17 protein-coding genes are annotated in these 19,805 nt (G+C 71.0%); 5 read left to right on the top strand and 12 right to left on the bottom strand.

Annotated elements, in window-relative coordinates; all coding sequences use genetic code 11:
- Window positions 1-63 precede the first annotated feature (63 nt).
- Complete coding sequence (locus IT355_02755) at window positions 64-624, top strand: sigma-70 family RNA polymerase sigma factor (GenBank protein ID MCC7052158.1); 561 nt, start codon at window positions 64-66, stop codon at window positions 622-624.
- Between the two features lie 74 nt (window positions 625-698).
- Here the strand turns inward: IT355_02755 and IT355_02750 are convergent, their stop codons facing one another.
- Window positions 699-1,856, bottom strand: a complete 1,158-nt coding sequence (locus IT355_02750; protein ID MCC7052157.1) for a pyridoxal phosphate-dependent aminotransferase — start codon at window positions 1,854-1,856, stop codon at window positions 699-701.
- 146 nt (window positions 1,857-2,002) lie between these two features.
- On the opposite strand from IT355_02750, the gene IT355_02745 reads away from it, so the two are divergent.
- A complete protein-coding gene (locus tag IT355_02745) occupies window positions 2,003-3,055 on the top strand; it encodes an LLM class flavin-dependent oxidoreductase (protein MCC7052156.1) in 1,053 nt (350 codons plus the stop codon).
- Window positions 3,055-4,659 carry a Na+/H+ antiporter gene (locus IT355_02740; protein ID MCC7052155.1) on the top strand — a complete coding sequence of 535 codons (1,605 nt, stop codon included), beginning with the start codon at window positions 3,055-3,057 and terminating at the stop codon, window positions 4,657-4,659. The genes IT355_02745 and IT355_02740 overlap by 1 nt, the downstream gene beginning before the upstream one ends.
- A gap of 55 nt (window positions 4,660-4,714) precedes the next feature.
- Here the strand turns inward: IT355_02740 and IT355_02735 are convergent, their stop codons facing one another.
- From IT355_02735 to IT355_02690, 10 genes are all read right to left on the bottom strand, one after another.
- Complete coding sequence (locus IT355_02735; GenBank protein ID MCC7052154.1) at window positions 4,715-5,719, bottom strand: hypothetical protein; 1,005 nt, start codon at window positions 5,717-5,719, stop codon at window positions 4,715-4,717.
- Between the two features lie 127 nt (window positions 5,720-5,846).
- Window positions 5,847-7,997, bottom strand: a complete 2,151-nt coding sequence (locus tag IT355_02730) for an EAL domain-containing protein (GenBank protein ID MCC7052153.1) — start codon at window positions 7,995-7,997, stop codon at window positions 5,847-5,849.
- Complete coding sequence (locus tag IT355_02725) at window positions 7,984-10,863, bottom strand: response regulator (GenBank protein ID MCC7052152.1); 2,880 nt, start codon at window positions 10,861-10,863, stop codon at window positions 7,984-7,986. The genes IT355_02730 and IT355_02725 overlap by 14 nt, the downstream gene beginning before the upstream one ends.
- Complete coding sequence (locus IT355_02720; GenBank protein MCC7052151.1) at window positions 10,860-11,786, bottom strand: hypothetical protein; 927 nt, start codon at window positions 11,784-11,786, stop codon at window positions 10,860-10,862. The genes IT355_02725 and IT355_02720 overlap by 4 nt, the downstream gene beginning before the upstream one ends.
- Entirely contained in the window at window positions 11,787-13,823 is a 2,037-nt protein-coding gene (locus tag IT355_02715) for a TonB-dependent receptor (protein MCC7052150.1), read from the bottom strand.
- A 170-nt stretch (window positions 13,824-13,993) separates the two neighbouring features.
- Window positions 13,994-14,266: a zf-HC2 domain-containing protein gene (locus IT355_02710; GenBank protein ID MCC7052149.1), complete on the bottom strand. Its 273-nt coding sequence runs from the start codon at window positions 14,264-14,266 to the stop codon at window positions 13,994-13,996.
- Entirely contained in the window at window positions 14,259-14,837 is a 579-nt protein-coding gene (locus IT355_02705) for an RNA polymerase sigma factor (GenBank protein MCC7052148.1), read from the bottom strand. The genes IT355_02710 and IT355_02705 overlap by 8 nt, the downstream gene beginning before the upstream one ends.
- On the bottom strand, window positions 14,837-15,043 hold the full coding sequence (locus IT355_02700) for a DUF2892 domain-containing protein (GenBank protein ID MCC7052147.1): 207 nt from the start codon (window positions 15,041-15,043) through the stop codon (window positions 14,837-14,839). Before IT355_02700 ends, IT355_02705 begins: the two co-directional genes overlap by 1 nt.
- Before the next feature lie 107 nt (window positions 15,044-15,150).
- Window positions 15,151-17,250 (bottom strand): pyrroloquinoline quinone-dependent dehydrogenase, encoded by a 2,100-nt coding sequence (locus IT355_02695; GenBank protein MCC7052146.1) that lies wholly within the window; start codon window positions 17,248-17,250, stop codon window positions 15,151-15,153.
- Between the two features lie 91 nt (window positions 17,251-17,341).
- A complete protein-coding gene (locus tag IT355_02690) occupies window positions 17,342-17,653 on the bottom strand; it encodes a hypothetical protein (protein ID MCC7052145.1) in 312 nt (103 codons plus the stop codon).
- 180 nt (window positions 17,654-17,833) lie between these two features.
- Between IT355_02690 and IT355_02685 the strand changes: the two genes are divergently transcribed.
- Window positions 17,834-18,232: a response regulator transcription factor gene (locus IT355_02685; protein MCC7052144.1), complete on the top strand. Its 399-nt coding sequence runs from the start codon at window positions 17,834-17,836 to the stop codon at window positions 18,230-18,232.
- 41 nt (window positions 18,233-18,273) lie between these two features.
- Here IT355_02685 and IT355_02680 read toward each other — a convergent pair whose 3' ends face one another.
- A complete protein-coding gene (locus IT355_02680; protein ID MCC7052143.1) occupies window positions 18,274-18,897 on the bottom strand; it encodes a response regulator transcription factor in 624 nt (207 codons plus the stop codon).
- Between the two features lie 88 nt (window positions 18,898-18,985).
- Here IT355_02680 and IT355_02675 point away from each other — a divergent pair, with 88 nt between their 5' ends.
- Window positions 18,986-19,747, top strand: coding sequence for a hypothetical protein (locus tag IT355_02675; GenBank protein MCC7052142.1), 762 nt, complete (start codon window positions 18,986-18,988; stop codon window positions 19,745-19,747).
- The last annotated feature ends 58 nt before the right edge of the window (window positions 19,748-19,805 follow it).

The raw sequence follows: 19,805 nt of genomic DNA, 5'->3' as shown, positions 1-19,805 counted from the left end.
GCACGGGACAGCTTGCGCAGCACAGGCCCGCAGCGGCTGGCGGCGTCACTCTCTCCCCAGGCCATGACCGACGACGTCGCGCCGGACATCACTGAACTGCTGCACCAGCTCCGCGACGGCCACGCAGACTCCTTCGAGCGCCTCGTGCCGCTGGTGTATGCGGAACTGAGACGGATGGCGGGTCGCCGGCTGCACGGCGGTGAGCAGACCATCGGCCCCACGTCGCTGGTGCACGAGGTGTACCTCAAGCTGTCGCATTCCCCGGGATTCGACGCCACGACCCGAGGACACTTCTTCGCGCTGGCCGCCACGGCGATGCGGCAGATCATCGTCGACCGCGCCCGTGCACACCTGAGCCAGAAGCGCGGCGGCGGTCAGGTGCCGGTATCGCTGGACGAGGCGATGGTCGCGACGGACGAACAGGCCGGCCAGGCGATCGCGCTCGATGACGCGCTGCGGCGACTGGAGCAGGTGGACTCGCGCCTGCGGCAGGTGGTGGAATGCCGCTTCTTCGCCGGCCTCACGGAGGAGCAGACCGCGGACGCGATCGGCGTCACGTCGCGAACCGTCCGCTCCGACTGGGTGAAGGCGCGCGCACTGCTGGGGAGCTGGCTGCAGGACTGATCCTCCGCCGGGAGACATCCTGCATACGGCACGGCGCGGGAAATCCGGAAATCACCCACCGACAGCCGTGCCGCTCAGCGCCCGCGCCGGAGTGCGGCCAGTCGCTCGCCGGCAGCGTGCAGCACCGGCTCGGTCTTCGCGAAGTGGAACCGGATGAGGTGGTTCACCGGCTCACGGAAGAAGCTCGATCCCGCCACGCCGGCCACCCCGACCGTCTTGATGAACCACTCCGAGGCCTCGGTGTCGGTGGCGAACCCGAGCTCGCCGATGTCCACCATCACGTAGTACGCGCCCTGCGGCTCGCTGAACGGCAGCCCGGACTGGCGGAGGTAGTCGAGGAAGAGCGTGCGCTTGCGGGTGTAGAGCGCGGCGAGCCCGGTGTAGTAGCTGTGCGGCAGTTCCAGCCCGGCCACCGCCGCTTCCTGCAGCGGGGCGGCCGCGCCGACGGTCAGGAAGTCGTGCACCTTGCGCGCCTGGTCGATCACCTGCGGCGACGCATGGACGTAGCCAAGCCGCCAGCCGGTGATGGAGTACGTCTTGGAGAGCGAGTTGCAGGTGATGGTGCGTTCGGCCGCGCCGGGGAGCGACGCGAAGTAGGTGTGCACATGCGGCGCGAACACGATGTGCTCGTACGGCTCATCGGTGATGACGAAGCAGTCGTGCTCCTCGGCCAGCGCCAGGATCACCAGCAGCTCGGCGCGCGTGAACACCTTGCCGGTGGGGTTCGACGGGTTGCAGAGGACGATCGCCTTCGGCTTGCGGGCGAAGGCGCGTGCCAGCTCGTCGGGATCGAAGCCGAAGTGGGGTGGCCGGAGCGGGACGTAGATCGGCTCGGCGCCGGCCAGGATCGCATCGGCGGCGTAGTTCTCGTAGAACGGCGAGAACACGATCACGCGGTCGCCCGGGTTGCAGGCGGTCATCATCGCGACGGCCATCGCCTCGGTGCTGCCGCAGGTGACGACCAGGTTGCGATCCGGGTCCACGTCGAGGCCGGTGAAGTGCGTGATCTTGCGCGCCAGCGCACGCCGGAAGTTCGGTGCGCCCCACGTCACCGCGTACTGGTGGAACGGGCCGCGGGTGGCCCGCTCGAGGGCCGCGAGCATCTCCTCCGGCGGATCGAAGTCGGGAAACCCCTGCGAGAGGTTGATGGCACCATGCTGGTCCGCCATCCGGGTGGTGCCGCGGATGACGGATTCGGTGAAGACGTTGAGTCGCGCGGCGGTCGTCGGCATGCCGGAGGATGGACGGGCGCGCCGTCCGGCGGAAGTGCCGGCGCGCGGATCGCGCCCGCCCGGCGCGTGCCCGGCCGGCGACACTATCATTCGCGGCAGGCACGCAGCGGATGCTGCACGGCGCAGTGACACACCGGCGAGGTTCCGTGGAAATCGGCATTGACAGTTTTGCGGCATCCGTGGCCGATCCCGATTCCGGCGCCACCCTGGCACCGGTACCGCGGATGCAGGCGCTGCTCGACGAGATCGCACTCGCCGACGAAGTGGGACTCGACTTCTTCGGCATCGGCGAGCACCACCGCGCGGAGTTCCTGGACTCGGCACCGGCCGTGATCCTCGCCGCCGCGGCGGCGCGCACCACCCGGATCCGGCTCGGCAGCGCCGTGACCGTGCTGAGCGCCGCGGATCCGGTGCGGGTATTCCAGGAGTTCGCCACGCTCGACCTGATCTCGCATGGGCGTGCCGAGATCGTGGTGGGGCGCGGTTCGTTCATCGAGTCGTTCCCGCTCTTCGGCCTGCAGCTCGAGGACTACGATGCCCTCTTCGCCGAGAAGCTCGAGCTGCTGCTGGCGATCCGTGCGAATCCACGCCCGCACTGGTCCGGGCGCTTCCGTCCCGCACTGACGGGCCAGCCGGTCTATCCCCGCCCTGCGCAGGCGCTGCTGCCGATCTGGCTTGGCGTCGGTGGCACGCCGGCGAGTTTCGTGCGCGCGGGGACACTCGGCCTGCCACTGATGGTCGCCATCATCGGTGGCGAGCACCGCCGGTTCCGTCCATTGATCGACCTCTATCGGCACGCGGGGCGTACGGCCGGCCATGCGCCGGAGTCGCTGCAGGTGGGCGTCCACTCGATCGGCTTCCTCGCAGACAGCGATGACGAGGCGGCGGAGCGGTTCTATCCCGGCTATGCGCGTACCTTCACGCAGATCGGGAAGGAACGGGGCTGGCCGCCCACGACGCGGGCCCAGTTCGATGCCCAGCGCGGCCCGACCGGTGCGCTGATGGTGGGAAGCGCGGACACGATCACCACCAAGCTGTTGCGTGTGCACGAGGACCTTGGCGGCATCACGCGCTTCACGTTCCAGATGGGGGTCTCGTCGGTGCCGGAGTCGCAGATGCGGCATGCGATCACGCTCCTGGGGCGGGACGTGGCGCCGCGCGTGCGGGCTGCGCTCGGCGCGCCGGCCGCCGGCGCCTGATGTCGCTGTCCCTGCTGCTGCTGTCTGAGGCCGCACCGTTCCAGCCGGTCTTCGCCGGTGTGGCGCTCGCGACGCTCGTCGTGGCGCTCACGGCGCTGGCGCGGAAGCTGCCGGTGCCGTCGCCGATCCTGCAGGTGCTCGCGGGCCTGGTGCTCGGGTTCATCCCGGGGCTGCGCGTGCCGGAGCTCGAGCCGGACCTGGTCTTCTTCTTCTTCCTGCCGCCGATCCTGTGGGCGGCCGCGTTCTTCACCTCGGTCCGCGAGTTCCGGCAGAACCTGCGACCGATCGGGCTGCTCGCCGTCGGCCTGGTGTTCGCGACATCGGCGGTGGTGGCGGTGACGGCGCACGCGCTGCTGCCCGGCGTGCCATGGGCGGTGGCGGTGGCGATTGGTGCGATCGTGTCACCCCCGGATGCCGTGGCCGCCGCGGCGATCGTGTCACGCCTCCCGGTGCCGCGACGCGTGGTGGTGATCCTCGAGGGCGAGAGCCTGGTGAACGATGCGGCGGCGCTCGTGCTCTACCGCACGGCGGTCGCCGCGGCGGTGACGGGGGTGTTCAGCCTCGGTGAGGCGGTGGTGCGGTTCTTCATCGACGCCGGCGTCGGTGTGCTGGTCGGCATCCTCGTGGGCTGGCTGGCGATCCGGATCATCCGCGTCACGCACGACGCGCTGGCCGAGACGCTGCTGACGATCGCCGCGCCCTACTTCTGCTGGGTGGTGGCGGAATCGCTGCACGTGTCGGCGGTGCTGGCCTGCGTGGCGGGGGGTGTCCATGTCCGCCAGCACTTCTCCACCGTGGTCTCGCCGATGTCGCGGCTGCAGTCCCGGGCAGTCTGGGACCTGCTCGTGTTCGTGATCAACGCGCTCATCTTCCTGATCCTCGGCCTGCAGTTCCACGCGTTGCTGGAGACGGTGACGGCCAGCACGCTGGTGTCCACGCTCGGCACCGGCGCGGTGATCAGCGTGGTCGCGATCCTGGTGCGGCTGGTGTGGGTGCCCGTGGCCACGATCCTGCCGCGACGGCTGAGCCGCCGGCTCCGGCGCGACGACCCGCTGCCGGATCGCCGCGCCGTGGCGCTGGTGGCCTGGACGGGGATGCGCGGGATCGTGTCGCTGGCGGCCGCACTGGCGCTGCCGCTCACGCTGGCCGGCGGCACCCCGTTTCCGTTCCGCGCCGAGATCATCCTCATCACGATGTGCGTGATCATGATCACGCTGGTTCTCCAGGGGCTGACGCTGACCCCCATCATCCGGGCGTTCGCGTTCGTGCCGGAGACGCACCACCGCGAGGAGGAGCGTCATGCGCGCCGCGAGGCGTTGCGCCGCGGCGCCGAGGCGCTGGAGGACCTGTCGCGAGAGCCATGGGCGGCCCCCGAGGAAGTGGCGCAGCTGCGACACGAGCTGCGCGACCGCATCCAGCTCCACGAGCGCCATGCCGGCGACGTGACCACGCAGCGCCGGCTCCGCCGCGGGATCCTCGCCGCCGAGCGACGCATGCTGGTGCGGCTGCGGAACGAGGGGGCGATCTCGGACGAGACGCTGCGCGAGCTGGAGGAGGAGCTCGACCACGAGTCGGTGCGCGTCGGCGTCGGGCTCACGAGCTGACGGTCGCGCTACTCTCCGGAAGCGCGACCGCGCTGGCGCACCGGCGCAACGGCCGTCACGAACGACCCGCCGGCGTCGGTCCCGGAGTGAGCTCGCCGGCAGCGGGGGCGGCGGTGGCGCCGTCGGGGAGGATGTCGAGCCGGTCGAGGCGCTCCACGTCGATGGCGACGATGCCGTCTGGGGCGCTGACGAAGACGCTCGCGAACCGGGCATCCCACCGGATGTCGTCGTGGCCGTACGAGCAGCGCGAGGTGACGCGCGTGGAGAAGGTGCCCTCGTGCGCGTTCACCGAGACCAGCAGCTCGGCCTCGGCCTCGCGCAGCATCGCAGGCGTGTAGCCCCGGAGCGGGCTGCGGTCGGTGATCGGGTGCACCACCGTCCAGTGGAGCGTGAAGAACTCCACCGAGTCCCGCTCCAGCTCGAGCTGGTGGAACGCGCGCTGGCGCCGTCCGTCGCGCGTCTCGTAGAGGATGAGGTTCACGCGCACCTGCACGTCACTCAGCTCGCTGGGCTGCGTGTTCACGAACCGGAACATCAGCCCGCGTCCGCCCTCGTACGGCGCCACCACCGCCGACTCGCTGTACTGCAGGCGCATGCGCGGCCGGATCAGCCGCGCGATCAGCAACCCGGCGATGACGACCAGCGTGAGCGGGCCGAGGAGTGACTCGAGGATCGTCAGCCAGTGCGCCGTGGCGCCCACGGCGAACATCGGCGACGCATCGGAGGTGGTGAACTTCGCCAGGCTGAAGCTGAACGTGGCCAGGAACGGGTCATCGATCCGCACCACGTCGCGCCCGCCGATCGCGGCAGGCCCGAGCGCGAGGAACGCCAGTGTGAAGCAGCCATTCAGCAGCATCACGGCGCCCAGTGACCAGCCGACGAAGGTCAGCCAGGTGGTGCCGAGCGCACCGAGGTAGAAGCGCTCCAGGCGCTGCGGCCCGAGGCCGTACTTGTGGCTCAGCGGGGTGCCGTCGCGCGAGAGAAACCGGCCGCGCACCGTCTCGGCGACGAGGCGCCCGAACCCGAGGTCCTCGCGCGCCTCGACCTCGGGCCGGCGCACATCAGGCTCCGCGCTCACGTGCGCGTGCCGCCGACGCGGCAGTGGAAAGATCGCTGTGGCATGCGCGGAGCATACTCACCACCGCCGGGAAACGGGAACCGCCGCCGCGGCGCGAGTGTGTGCCGGCTCAGCGCCCGGCGACCGGCGATTCCGCCTGTTGTGTCACGAGCGCCGACATGGCGTACGCCGGCATCGGGCGACCGATCAGGTACCCCTGCATCACGCGGCACCCCTTCGCCAGCAGGGCCTCGCGCTGGCTCGGTTCCTCGATGCCCTCCGCCACCGGCTCGATGCCGAGCCGGTGCGCGAGCGCGATCAGCGCCCCCACGATCTCCAGCTCGCGCGGTCCACTCAGCAGCTCGCGGATGAACGACCGGTCGATCTTGAGCGTGTCGAGCGCGAAGCGCCGCAGGTGGCTGAGTGACGAGTAGCCCGCCCCGAAGTCGTCGAGCGCCACCCGGAAGCCACGCTCGCGGAACATCGTCAGGATGCGCTCCGCATCGGCCGGGCTGTCCAGCAGCGTGGTCTCGGTGATCTCGAACTCCACGCACGACGGGTCCACGCCGTATTGCTCCGGGATGTCGGCGAGACGCTGCAGCACGTCGCGCTGCCGGAAGAGCTGGGTGGACAGGTTGACGGCCACGCGCATCCCGGTCCCGCCGAGGTCGTGCCAGTGGCGCAGCGACTTCGACGCGCTGTGCAGCACGTACTCCGTGAGCGGCGCGATCATGCCGATCCGCTCCGCCAGCGGGATGAACTGCGCCGGGCTCACGTGGCCGATGTCGGGGTGCGTCCAGCGCAGCAGCGCCTCCGCGGCGAGCAGCCGGCCGGTCTGCACGTCCACCTGCGGCTGGTAGTGCACCGAGAGCTCGTCCCGCTCGAGGCTGCGCCGCAGGCTCGTCTCGATGAGCATGCGGTACATCGCCGTCTCGTTCATGGCGGCGCTGAAGAACTCCGACGTGTTCCGGCCGGCGTCCTTGGCGTGGTAGAGCGCGACGTCGGCGTTGCGGAACACCGCCTCGAAGTCCGCACCATCATCGGGGAAGACGCTGATGCCGATGCTGGCGCCCACGAAGATCTCGTTCGAGCCCACCGTGAGTGGCAGCCGCAGCGCGCTGAGGATGCGTCGCGCCACGCCGGCCGCCTCGTCACCGGCCTCGAGGTCCGCCACCGCCACCAGGAACTCGTCGCCGCCAAGGCGCGACACCGGGAGGAAGCCGTCCCCCCCGATCTCGTGCGAGACGGCATCGGTGTCACGGACGATCGTGCGCAGGCGCGCCCCCACCTCCTGCAGCACCAGGTCACCGGCGCCGTGGCCGAGCGTGTCGTTGATGCTCTTGAAGTTGTCGAGGTCCACCAGCAGCAGCGCCAGCCGCGTGTTGTTGCGCCGCGCCAGCGACATCGCCGTCCGCACCCGCTCCGTGAACATCAGCCGGTTCGGCAGCCCCGTCAGGGCGTCGTAGTAGGCGAGGCTGCGGATCCGCTCCTCGGCCACCGTCCGCTCCGTGATGTCCTGGATGGTGCCGGCGATGCAGAGCTCCCGCGATGCGCCGCGACGCACGAGCTGGCCCATCAGGCAGATGTTGCGCGAGCTCGCCTCCGGCGGGGTCACGCGGCACTCGTGCTCGAAGCTGGCGTCGCCGCGGATCACGCGGTGCACGGCCGCATCCAGCGACTCCAGGTCACCGGGCGTGACCAGGGCACGCAGCGCCTCGATGCCGACCTCGCGCTGCGCCACGTCGAGGCCGAGGATCGCGAACGTCTCCGGCGACCCGCTGACCACGCGGCGCTTCAGGTCCAGTTCCCAGTTGCCCAGGCGCGCCAGGCGCTGTGCATTTCCCAGCCGCGCCTCACTCTCGCGCAGCTCGCTGACCATGTCCACCGAGCGCAGCATGAAGTGCACGCGATGGCTGAACAGCGCGGGGCTGAGCGGCTTGGTGGCGAAGTCGGTGGCCCCGATCTCGAAGGCGCGGCGGATGGCGTGCGTGTCCTCGAGGCCCGTGAGCATGAGCACCGGCACCTCCGCCATGCCGGCGACGGCGCGCAGCTGCTCGCACACCTGGAACCCGTCCAGCCCCGGCATCACGACATCCAGCACGATCAGGTCGGGACGCGCCGACAGCGCGCGCGACAGCGCCTCGCTGCCATCGGCGGCCTCGATCACCGTGAAGCCGGACTCGGCGAGCACGGCACTCATCATGCTGCGCATGACGAGGTCGTCATCGGCCACCAGGATCACCGGGGCATGCGCCGCAGCGCGGGGGTCAGTGCGCGACATGGGCCACCAGGCTGCGAAGGGCCACGTCACAGGCATGCTCGGCGGTCGCCACCAGGCGCTCCAGCTCCGCCGGCTCGAGCTCGAGGGCATGCACCTCCACGTCACGGAGGATGCCCGAGAGCGCACGGGCCCCCAGCATCGCACTGCTCGACTTCAGCGTGTGCGCGATCCGGCGCACGGCGTCACGGTCCCCCGACGCCACCGCGTCCCGCAGCGACCGCACCTGCAGCGGCGCCGAGGTGGCATACGCGCCCACCGAGGCTGCGAGGATGCGTGGCCCGCCGGGACAGGCGAGGATGCTGTCGATCGCACCCTGGTCGAGCGCGAAGTCGTCCTCCACCGGCGCGATCGCCTCGGGTACCATCGCCGCGCCGGTGCTCGCGGTCGCGTCGGCCGGCGCCGCCTCGCCGCTGTCGGCCCAGCGGTCCAGCAGCGCGAGGAGCGCCTCCTTCCGCATCGGCTTCGTGAGGTAGTCGTCCATCCCCGCCGCCAGGCAGCGTTGCCGCTCACCCGCCAGCGCCGACGCGGTGAGCGCCACGATCGGCGTCCGGAACGGGCCGTCGTCCTCGTGCGACCGGATGGTGGCCGTGGCCCCATACCCGTCCAGCTCCGGCATCATGCAGTCCATCAGGATCAGGTCGAACCGCTGCGTGGTGGCGAGCTGCACCGCCTCCAACCCGTTCGACGCCACCGTGACGATGCAGCCGGCACCTTCCAGCATGCCGGTGGCCACGAGCTGGTTCACCGGGTTGTCCTCCGCCAGCAGGATGCGGCGACCCTGCCGCGCCGGCTCGGCCGGCTCGGCGCTGTCCGGCGCCGGCTCGGCGCCACCGACATGGCTCTCGGTGCTGCCCTTGATGAGCGACGCGAGGCGCTCCGCCAGCTCGCGCTGGCGCACCGGCTTGGTGAGCATCGCATCCACCGGCGCTGCCGTCTCGAGCGCGTGCGCGGTGCCGCCGACGGAACTGAGGAGCAGGATCGGCATGCCGCGCCACGCCGGGTTCGCACGGACGCTGCGGGCCACCTCGCCGCCGTCCATGTTCGGCATGGTGAAATCGAGGATCATGACGTCGTACGGCGCGGCGCCGGCGAGGGTCTCGAGGCCGCCCGAGCCGCTGTCGGCCTCGTCGACGGTGGCGCCCCAGGCGCCGAGCTGCTCGCGCAGCACCTCGCGGTTGATGGCGTTGTCGTCGATCACGAGCACGCGGCTACCCTGCAGTGCGCGGGCCGGCGTGAGCGGTGCCGTGGTGTCCAGCGGGCGCAGGTCCAGCGCCACCGTGAACGAGAAGGTCGAGCCCTGGCCGGGTGCCGACTCGAGGACGATGGTGCCGCCCATCAGCTCCACAAGCTGGCGTGCGATGGCCAGGCCCAGGCCGGTGCCACCGTACTCACGCGTGGTCGAGGAATCCGCCTGCACGAACGGCATGAACAGGCGCGACGCGACCTCGGGGGTGATGCCGATGCCGGTGTCCTGCACGTCGAAGCGCAGCACCTGCCGCTGGTCGTCCTGTTCCACCTGCGACACGCGGAGCTGCACGTTGCCGCTGGTGGTGAACTTGATGGCGTTGCCGATGAGGTTCACCAGCACCTGGCGCAGCCGCATCACGTCGCCGAAGACGTTGCGGTGGACCGCCGGCGCGATGCGCACGATCAGGTCCAGCCCCTTTCCGTGGGCGCGCGGCGCGAGCATCTCGCACACGTCCTCCACCGACTGCTGCACGTCGAAGTCGGTGCGGTGGAGCTCGAGGTGGCCGGCCTCGATCTTCGAGAAGTCGAGGATGTCGTTGATCAGCTCCAGCAGCTCCTCGGCCGAGCGGTACGCCGTCTCGGCGAAGCGCTTCTGGCGCGGGGCGAGCTCGGTGGCGCCAAGCAGCTCGAGCATGCCCATCACGCCGTTCATCGGCGTGCGGATCTCATGGCTCATGTTGGCGAGGAACTGCGACTTGGCGCGGCTGGCCTCCTCCGCGCGCTGGGCATGCGCCTCGGCCGCGGCGCGCGACTCCTCGAGCGCCTGGGTGCGGCTCAGCACCTTGGCCTCGAGCGTCCGCTGGTGGTCCTCGAGGTCGCTCCACGAGGCGCGGAGCTTGCGCACCATCATCTCGAAGGCGCGCGCGAGCGTCCCGATCTCGTCGCTGCCGCCGATGTGGCCGATCGAGTCGAAGCGGCCCTCACCGGCCGCACGGGCGGCGTCGACGAGGGCGCGCACCGGCGCCGTCACGCGGCGGGTGAGCATGTGCGTGAGCGGCAGGCCCACGGCCAGCAGCACCAGTGTCCACAGGCCCACCTGCGTCAGCGCCTGCTGGCGGCGCACCAGGGTGGGCGTGAGCGTCATGCCGAGCTGCACATAGCCCAGCGTGCGCCCCTTCGCGGCCGTGCCGGTGGCACCGAGCGGGTCCGCCGTGAGGTCGCCCTCGTCACCGGAGAGCACCGGCACGATGATGTCGAGCACCGGCTCGTCGTGCGTGCGCCAGCGGTGCGTGGTGAGCGTGGTGGCGTCCGGTGCGAGCGGGACGAGGTCGATGTCGGTCCGCGCGAAGGCCGGTCGCACGCGCCGGTCGAACACGACCTCGTCAGGCAGGCGCACCACCCGCAGGAACGCGACATCGTCCATCGCCTCCAGCCGCTTGACGATCGGGCCGAGGGCATCGGTGGTGCCGGTGTAGATCGCGAACTCGCTGTTGGCGGCGACGAGCTGCGCCATGGCCGAGGCCCGGGAGAGCAGGTCGCGCTCGGACTGGCGCTGCTCGCGCGAGAGCAGCACGAAGGCGCTGATCGCGACGGTGATGCAGACGGCGCCCGAAACGAGCAGCGACATCTTCATCGCCAGCCCGGGACGGCGCGGGGCACGGGAGGGTGCAGTGGTCATCGGAAGATCTCGCTGGCGCCGCGCTGCAGGTTGTCCGGGATGGTCAGTCGCATCAGGGCGGCACTGCGGAGGTTGAGGGAGTACACGACCTTGCGCGGCGTCACGGCATCGCCGGCGCGCAGCGGGGCGCCGTCGAGGAGGCGGACGGCCAGGTCGGCGGTCTGCGCGCCCATGTCGGCGTAGTCACGGTCGAGGGCGTACACGGCACCGGCACGCACCCACTGCGACGAGAGGCCGACGAACGGCAGCCGCGTGCGCAGGGAGGAGAGCAACACGGCGCGCGCCGTCTCCGGCGTCAGCACCAGGTCGTCGGCCAGTCCCCACAGCACGTCGGCATCGCCGGCCATGCCATTGAGGGCCGCCGGGATCTCCGACGGGTTCGCGATGCGGCGCGCCACGATCTCGAGGCCCATGCTGCGGCCGATCTCGCGCGCCCGCGCCACCAGCCGCGCGTTCGCGTCGCTGCTGTAGAGCACCCCGATGCGCCGTGCCTGCGGCAGCATGCGGCGCACCCAGTCCAGTTCCACCTCGGGGGTGAACTCCAGCACCACCGACGGCGAGGCACCACCGGACGGCGCCGCCGATTCCCGGGTCACCAGCGCGCCGATGGCCGGCACGCCGCGATACTCGCGCGCGGCCACCGAGGCCGCGCGCGCGCCGAGGGCGATCACCAGGTCCGTCGAGGCGGCGGTCGAGCCGCCACCGCCATCCGCCGGCAGCACCGTGACGATGCTCCGCCGGCCCACCTGCTCGAACCGCCGCCGGAACCCCTCGACGAGCTGGTGCGAGGCGGGCGTGGCGCTGCCCTGCAGCACCGTGATGCGCACGGCATCCGGGGTCCGGCTGCCCTGGCCGACCAGGCCGGGCACCGTGAGGAAGTGCAGGCCCACGAGCGCCAGGCAGCGCAGGAGACCGACGCGCATCTAGAACGCCACTCCGAGGGCCAGGCGGAGCGTGCGACCGTCCTGCATGATGAACGCCTGCCGGTGCTCCTCGCCGACCGGGTCACCGAAGGCGGCGTCGAACAGGTTGAAGACACCGAGTGTGGCGTCCACGCCGCGCACGATGCGGCGGCTGCTCGCGACCAGGTTGGCAACGGTGTGGCCCGGCACCACCACGCCGCGCGGCGAGAGGCGCGCGCTCATCGCCCGCAGCTCCACCCCCAGCCGGGCACGGTCGTGGAGCAGCGGCAGCCACGCGTTGGCCGTGGCCAGGTGGCGGGGCGAGTTCGAGATCGCCGCCCAGTCGGAGGTGCTGCTGGCGCGCTGCAGCGTGTAGCTGGCACGCCCGTTCATGCCACCGAACTCCAGCTCCAGCTCGAGCTCCAGGCCCTGCCCGCGCACGCTGCCGATGTTCCCGTACTGCAACAGGCCGTCGCGCGGATCCTCGGCGGCATCGATCAGGCGCCGCGCGTGGTAGTTGTAGAGCGACGACGTCCACTTCAGGTGCGACGAGAACACATGCTCGAACAGCAGCTCGGTGGTGGTGATCCGCTCCGGCTGCAGCGCGATGTTCGCCTTCGAGGTGATCTCGCCATCATTGTAGAAGCGCTCGTAGTTCGTCGGGGCGCGGTAGGCGCTCCCCACCAGCAGCTTCACGTCCGAGCCGGCACCGATGGTGTAGATCAGCGCGGCGCGCGGGCTCAGGTTGCCGCGCAGCCATCGTGAATGGTCGAACCGCAGCCCGCCGTTGAGGATCAGGCGCGGCGTCAGGTGCACCTCGGCCACCGAGAACACGCCGATGGTGCTGGCCGTCGTGTTGTCCAGGAACTCCGGCGCCTGCGTTGCATCATAGGTCGCGCCCTGCTCCTGGCGCATGTGCCCGGTGACCTCGCCGCCCACCAGCAGGCGGTCGCGGGTGCGCAGGCGTCGCGAGTACTGCGCCTCGGCGATGGCCCAGGTGCCGTGGGACCACTCCACGAGCGCCTCGGTGCCGTAGGGGTAGACGCCGTCGTAGTCGTAGCGGTTGAGCGCGAGCGAGCCGCTCACGCTGGCCCGGTCGTCGCCGGACGGCGCATAGTGCAGGGCCAGGCTGGACTGCCGGTCACCGAACTCCAGGCGCCCGCGATTGAAGTCGGTGTCGAAGCTGGCGGTCGGCACCAGCTTCTCCCGCCGGTTCACGATGCCCTCGAGCGTGAACCGGCCCCAGCCGACCTTGCCGAACAGCCGCTCGCGGCGCTCACCGTCGCGGCCGACCGCCATCCCGCCGGCGCTGTCGAACTCCGCGAAGTGGAAGTCCTGTCCTGCAATGCGACGCAGGCCGGCCGACCCGAAGAACTCGATGCCGTTGCGCGCGCGGCCACCGCCGGAGAGGGCCAGTTCGCGCGAGCCGAAGCTGCCCAGTTCCACCGTCGCGCGCGTGCCGCCACTGGCGCGGCCGCGGTGCGTCACGACGTTGATCACGGCGAAGAACGCATTCGCACCGTACACCGACGACGCCGGCCCACGGATCACTTCCACCCGGTCCACCGCCGTCAGGTCGACCATGCTCTCCAGCCCCACGTACGCGGCGCCGAAGATGTTCTCGTTGACGGGGCTGCCGTCGATCAGCAGGAGGATGCGGGCGTTGTAGTCGCCCGGGCGCCCGAAGCCGCGCGTGCCGACGAAGCTGTAGGCCCGGTCATTCGTGACGTAGAAGCCGCGCACGCTCCGCAGCACGTCGGCCAGCGTCCGCCAGCCGTAGGTGCGGATGTCCTCGGCCGTCACGACGCTCACCGAGGCCGGTGCCTCGGTGACGGCCTGGTCGAAGCGCGATGCCCCGAAGACCGAGGGGATCTCGCCAAGCACCAGCGCCTCGCCGGCGTCCTTCGTGTCCGTGGCCTGCGCCGTGAGCAGCGCCGGCAGCAGCGCGATCACGCCGCTGCGGCGCGCCGCACGCCACCACGCCTGCGCGCGACCCCGTGTGCCGGTGGCGCACGTGTCGCGATGGTCCGTTCCGAGGGGTGGGCTCGTTCGTGACATGGTCCTTTCCTTGGGCGATCACCGGCGGTCCGCGTGGGCGGAGTACGCCGGCAACCGGGAGACAGCCCGGGACGCGAGCCCCGGGGCGATCTCCTGTGAGTCCTGCCGCCAGTTGTTCCTCCTATTGGACGGGACTCACGTTGATACGTCACAGTGTGCCACCACCTCGCCTACGGGCGGACGACCTCCGCCAGGCGCTGGTGCAGTCGGCTGGCGAACTCAGCCGGAAGTGCAGCCGGGGTGTGCAGGCCCGCCCGCAGGTCCGCGAGCAGGTGCGCCACGCTGCCCCCGAACCGGGAGCACCGGTCGCATCCCGCCAGGTGGGCCTGCAGGGCGGCCACCCGTTCCGCCGGCAGTTCCCCGTCCAGGAAGGCGGAGAGGTCGCCCAGCACCTCGCGGCAGCGGATGCCGGCCACCAGGGTCTCGAGGCCGTCGTCAGGCATTGGCGATGCTCCGGTCAGTGGTGGTGGTGTCGAGGGCTCGGACGGCGGCCGCGAGATGCACGCGGGCGCGGTGCAGCCGCGATTTCATGGCGGGGAGCGAGATGCCGATCAACGCGGCGGTCTCCTCTCCCGAGAAGCCGTCCAGTTCCCGGAGCACGAGCACCTCGCGTTCCTCGGCCGGCAGGCGCCGGAGGCCGGCATCGAGGAGCTCCCGGGCGATGGTCGCGCCGGCGTGGTCGTCCGTGGCCGGCGCCCCCCATCCAGCGGATTCCGCCAGTTCCTCGAGTGACTCGACGTGCTCCGGTTCGCCCACGCGACGGCGCACCTGGTGGTGCACCACATTGCGCGCGATGGCGTACAGCCAGCCCCGTGCCGCGCCGCGACCGGCGAACGAGCCGGCGCTGCGCCAGGCGTTGATGAAGGTCTCCTGCAACGCATCCTCCTCGTCGGCACCCGCCCCGATGAGCGAAAGCAGGTAGCGGTGGACCGCCGCCTCGTGCGTGCGCATGAACACGCCAAAGGCGGCGGCATCACCACCCGCCGCCGCCTGCAGCAGCGCGGCGTCGTCCATCAGGCGCGCTTCACCGGGCAGCTCGAGAACCCGAACAACGTGTACAGCGGGCAGCTGCCCATCGCGCCGGTGAGGAGCGGCACCAGGCCGAGGTACCCCCAGGCCGTCTGCGGTCCGATCACGGTCAGCGACAGGAGGCCGGCGCCGAGCACCAGCCGGCCGATGCGATCGATGGACCCGACGTTCTGCTTCAGGATGTTCGACATGGGAGCGCTCCGTGGATTGGGGTGAGTGGGGTGCCCGATGTCCGCACCCTGCCAGGAAGAGCCGGAAAGTCGCCCGGAGGATTCAGCGCCCTTGTCCGGCTCGCCGGTCACGGGAGGGCGAAGGCCACGTACGTGCCCCCGCTGGGCGCACCGTTCTTCCCGCCCCCGCAGGCGATCACGATGTACTGCCGGCCATCCACCATGTAGGTGGACGGCGTGGCGTTCCCGGCCGCCGGCAGCGTGGTCTCCCAGAGCAGGCGGCCGGTCGCCTTGTCGAAGGCGCGGAACTTGTTGTCGTAGGTCGTGGCCGCGATCAGGAGCAACCCGTTCTGCGTCACGATCGCCCCGCCGTAGCTGTCGGTGCCGGTGCCCGTCACGCCCTGCGCGGTGAGCTTGGGGTACTCGCCGAACGGAATCGACCAGGCGGTCCGTCCCGTGTTCAGGTCGATCGCGTTGAGCGTGCCCCACGGCGGCTTGATCCCCGGATAGCCCTCGTGATCGAGGAAGATGTCGAAGTACGCCGTGCGGTACTTCAGGAACTGCGGGCCGGTGGGCATCGCCACCGCGCGCATGTCCCGGCCGGTGGTGAGGTACTCGACGATCTCCGTCATCGCGGCCCGGTCCATCGCCCCGCCGAACGCCGGCATGCGCCCGGTGCCTTCGCTGATGATCGACAGCAGTTGCGCCGGCGTGCGCCGCCGCGCGACGTCGATGAGCGACGGTCCGCCGGCACTGCCCTGGCGGTTCTCGCCGTGGCAGCTGGCACAGGTTGCGGCGTACAGCGACTGGTCGCTCCGCGGCACGAGCTTCAGCAGCCACGCCATCTCGTTCGAGTTCACGTACAGCAGTCCCGTCACCGGGTCGAAAGCGGGGCCACCCCATTCACCACCGCCGTCCACACCGGGAAAGATGATGGTCCCCTTGGTGACGTTCGGCGCTTCCCACGGGTGGGTGGGGTTGTACTCGTCGAAGGTGCGCAGTGCGGCCGCATGCGCCGCCGGCGTGCGCTGTGTGAGGTCGTCGCGTGTGAGGGCCTGTCGCGCGAACGGTGCCGGCAGTGTCGGGAAGCGCTGCGTGGACGCCGGCTGCTCGCCATCGAGCGCCAGCGTCGGCATCGGCTTCTCCTCCACCGGGAACATCGGCGCGCCCGTCGCGCGGTCGAACAGCCAGACGTGGCCTGTCTTCGTGATCTGCGCGACGGCATCCACCGGCTTCCCGTCGCGCCGCACCGTCACCAGCATCGGCGCGGCCGGCAGGTCGCGGTCCCAGAGGTCGTGACGCAGCACCTGATAGTGCCACTTGTGCTGCCCGGTGCGCGCATCGAGCGCGATGACGCTGTTGGCGTAGAGATTGTCGCCGGTGCGATTCGCGCCGTAGAAGTCGTACGACGCCGAGCCCGTGGCGGCGAAGACCATCCCGCGAGCCGGGTCGATCGTCACACCCGCCCACGCGTTCGCGCCGCCGGCCACCTTCCACGCGTCGGGCGGCCATGTCTCGTAGCCGGGTTCACCCGGATGCGGAATCGTGTGGAAGCTCCAGCGCAGCCGGCCGGTCGCGATCTCGTAGGCGCGGATATCGCCCGGTGCGCTCGGCAGCTGCTCCGGCACCGTGCTGCCGATGATGAGCAGATCCTCGAACACCACGCCGGGTGTGCTGGCGCTGACGGAGATCTCCGTCGCCGGCCGGCCGAGACCCTCGCGCAGGTCCACCCACCCGCTGTCGTTGCCGAAGCCCCGGATCGGCCGCCCCGTCGTGCGATCGAGCGCGAAGAGCCGGTGGCGATAGTTGAAGATCACGCGGTCGCCGGTGACCACCACGCCGCGATGGCGGATGCGTGACGTGGGCGGCGCACCGTGGTTGGGATCGAAGCGCCAGAGTTCCTTCCCCGTCGCCGCGTCCAGCGCGAAGACATGCAGCTTCGGCGTGGTCGCGTACATCACGCCATCGACGATGATGGGATTGGCCTGCATCTCCGATCCCTTGAACTCATCCCCCGTCCGGTACGTCCACGCCACGCGCAGCGACGCGACGTTGGCGGGCGTGATCTGTCCGAGCGTGGAGTAGTGCGTGTGCTCGGTGTTGCCGCCGTAGACCGGCCAGTCGGCCGAGGCGCCCGCGGTGCCGGGGGCGGGGCGCGTGCACGCGCCCACGAGGCAGGCACACAGCGCGAGGCCCACGGCCGGCGCGGGTCGGACGTGACAGGACATCGATGTGGTCAGCGGAGGGGGGAGCCAGGGGCCTCTCCGGCAAATGTGCGACGGGGATGCGCGCCGCGGTATCGTCCGGCGGAACGCTCCGTCAGCCGGCACCGGTGCGCCTGGCCGCGTCCCGCTCCTCGTCCGCGACGGCCACCACACGCGCCAGCGCGGCCGTGGACGCCTGGATCTGGTCCGCGGCGCGATCGAGCATCCCGAGATACTTCTCCCGTGCGACGGGATCGTCGCCGGTGCGCCGCAACAGCTCCACCACGTTCCGCAGCCCGCCGAGCGGGCTCGCGATGTCGTGCGCGGCACGGCGCGCGGCACAAAGCACGGCGTCTCCGTGCGTCACCCCGGCATGGGCCTCGCTGGCGCCCGAGTCGGTCGCAGCCTGCGAATCAGGAGAACTCATCGTGCACGCGTCCCTGTCGAGTGTGGCGCCGCCCTGATCGCGACATAACTTCCCGTTCAGCCCCGCCCTTCCCCTGGCGCGCCCCCACGCCCGGATGCCCGCGACCAACGGCCCGGACAGGGCGCCCGTCTTCCTGAAGCTGCGACCTCCGTGACCGGACCAACAGGCGCACCGCGGGATGTGGCAGCCATCAGCGTCCTCTGCTTCGACGACAACGAACTGCTCACCGAGGCGCTCGGCATCCGGCTCACCCTCGATCCACGCATCACCTGGCTGCCGCCGCATCACCGGCTCGACGGTGCCGTCGCAACCATCACGGCACTGGCACCGGACATCGTCCTCCTCGACCTGAGCCTGCCGGGCACCGACCAGCCGCTCGACGTGATCGCCGCCCTCCGGCGACAGGGCGCCCCGTCCCGCGTGATCGTGATCACCGGGCATCCCGGCAGCGCCGCGCGGACCGCGGCTCTCGACGCCGGCGCCGCCGGGTTCGTGTCCAAGCTCATCACCCCCGACCGCCTGCTCGACGTCCTGCACCGCGTGCACGCCGGCGAGGTGGTGATGGACATCGCGTCGTGAGGCCTCCGCCACCCGCGCCTCCGACCGCGCGCAGGGACGCCCTACGTGCGCACCAGCCCGCGACGGATCGCCACCGTGATCGCCTGCGTCCGGTCCCGCGCGCCGAGCTTGTGCAGGATCGCCCGCACATGCGCCTTCACCGTGCCCTCGCTGATGAAGATCGTGTCAGCGATCTCGAGGTTGGTCTTCCCGAGCGCCACCAGTTGCAGCACCTCCTCCTGCCGCGGCGTGAGGGCGTCGGCCGCCACGTGCTCGGCGAGCTTCAGCGCGATGCCGGGCGCGATGATGCGATGGCCGGCGTGCACGCTCCGGATCGCCTGCAGCAGTCCCGCGCTGTCGATGTCCTTGAGCAGGTAGGTCGCGATCCCGGCACGGAACCCGCGGAAGATCTCGTCGTCGGTGTCGTACGTCGTCAGCAGGATCACCTTCGCGTCCGGCACCCGCTTCCGGATCTGCTCGGTGAGCTCCACGCCATCCATCGGTCGCATGCGCAGGTCGGCGATGCAGACGTCGGGACGGATCGCCTCGAACTGCGCGAGGGCCGTGGCGCCATCGAGGGCCTGCGCCACGACTTCCATGTCGCCACTGCCGGCGATCAGCAGGGCAAGGCCTTCGAGCATGATTCGGTGGTCATCCACCAGCAGGACACGGATCGGCGCGCTCATGGGGATACGAGGGTCGTCATGCTCCTGAGGGTTCGAGTGCAGTGGTCACCCGGAAGTGTAGTCTGCGCACCACGCGGCGCGGCCTGACATGTCGCGTCGCCCACCACGCGCGGCCTCCCATCCCGCCGTCCCGGACCTGCGCCGCACCTGCACCAGCCAGCGGATGGAGCTGCTGCTCCTCTGGTTCGGCGCGACGGCACATGAGCTTGGCAATCTCGCCAGCCCGCTCGGCCTCATCGCCAGCACGCTCGGCGCCGTCAGGCCCGCAGCGGATCGCGCGGAGGATGCCGATGCCGCCAGCGCGGCCGACGCCCGCACGGCCGCACTGGCCGGCTCACTGCACCGCGTGGGTGCCGGCATGCACGACCTCGCCACCGCCGCGCGTCACATCCGGGGTCTCGGTGCCGGAGACGCGTTCGCACCACCGGCGCACCGCGACCTCGCGCGCTGGTGGGCCAGCGTCGCCCCGCTCATGCACGACGTGCTGCCATGCGCCGCCGTCATCGACGGGCAGGTCTCCGCCGGCATCGTGCCCGCCACGACACTCACCACGCTCACCTGGCTCGTGCCCGCGCTCGTGCGCGCGACAGGACTGCAACACCCCGATGCACGACGCGTCACGCTGCGCCTGCAGCACGACGGCAGCGCCAGCGTGGTCGCAGGCAGCGTCACCGCCGCCCCCTGCCTGCCGGATCGTGCACTGCGTCGCGCGGCACGGCGCTGGATCGCGCTCGCCGACGCGGAACTCGCGCGCGCTGGTGGCACCTGTGCGGCGGTGAGTTCAGGTGACACGTTCGCCTGGGAGTTCCTCGTTCCGGTCGTCCCGGACGCGGCAGGGCAGGCGCCGTGATCCCATCGCCGATGCACCCCAGTGCATAGGCAACAATCGCTCCTGCGGCAACTCGACA

The organism is Gemmatimonadaceae bacterium, from assembly GCA_020851035.1.
Classification (GTDB): Bacteria; Gemmatimonadota; Gemmatimonadetes; order Gemmatimonadales; family Gemmatimonadaceae; genus JACMLX01.
The sequence above is the reverse complement of the archived record's forward strand: the minus strand, read 5'-3'. Positions and strand labels throughout refer to the sequence as shown.

What these genes read in the sequence shown, in the direction of transcription:
- IT355_02755 (MCC7052158.1), top strand. Translation starts at nt 64, where the DNA reads ATGACCGACGACGTCGCGCCGGACATCACTGAACTGCTGCACCAGCTC.
- IT355_02750 (MCC7052157.1), bottom strand. Translation starts at nt 1,856, where the DNA reads ATGCCGACGACCGCCGCGCGACTCAACGTCTTCACCGAATCCGTCATC.
- IT355_02740 (MCC7052155.1), top strand. Translation starts at nt 3,055, where the DNA reads ATGTCGCTGTCCCTGCTGCTGCTGTCTGAGGCCGCACCGTTCCAGCCG.
- IT355_02730 (MCC7052153.1), bottom strand. Translation starts at nt 7,997, where the DNA reads ATGTCGCGCACTGACCCCCGCGCTGCGGCGCATGCCCCGGTGATCCTG.
- IT355_02725 (MCC7052152.1), bottom strand. Translation starts at nt 10,863, where the DNA reads ATGACCACTGCACCCTCCCGTGCCCCGCGCCGTCCCGGGCTGGCGATG.
- IT355_02720 (MCC7052151.1), bottom strand. Translation starts at nt 11,786, where the DNA reads ATGCGCGTCGGTCTCCTGCGCTGCCTGGCGCTCGTGGGCCTGCACTTC.
- IT355_02715 (MCC7052150.1), bottom strand. Translation starts at nt 13,823, where the DNA reads ATGTCACGAACGAGCCCACCCCTCGGAACGGACCATCGCGACACGTGC.
- IT355_02710 (MCC7052149.1), bottom strand. Translation starts at nt 14,266, where the DNA reads ATGCCTGACGACGGCCTCGAGACCCTGGTGGCCGGCATCCGCTGCCGC.
- IT355_02705 (MCC7052148.1), bottom strand. Translation starts at nt 14,837, where the DNA reads ATGGACGACGCCGCGCTGCTGCAGGCGGCGGCGGGTGGTGATGCCGCC.
- IT355_02700 (MCC7052147.1), bottom strand. Translation starts at nt 15,043, where the DNA reads ATGTCGAACATCCTGAAGCAGAACGTCGGGTCCATCGATCGCATCGGC.
- IT355_02695 (MCC7052146.1), bottom strand. Translation starts at nt 17,250, where the DNA reads ATGTCCTGTCACGTCCGACCCGCGCCGGCCGTGGGCCTCGCGCTGTGT.
- IT355_02690 (MCC7052145.1), bottom strand. Translation starts at nt 17,653, where the DNA reads ATGAGTTCTCCTGATTCGCAGGCTGCGACCGACTCGGGCGCCAGCGAG.
- IT355_02680 (MCC7052143.1), bottom strand. Translation starts at nt 18,897, where the DNA reads ATGAGCGCGCCGATCCGTGTCCTGCTGGTGGATGACCACCGAATCATG.
- IT355_02675 (MCC7052142.1), top strand. Translation starts at nt 18,986, where the DNA reads ATGTCGCGTCGCCCACCACGCGCGGCCTCCCATCCCGCCGTCCCGGAC.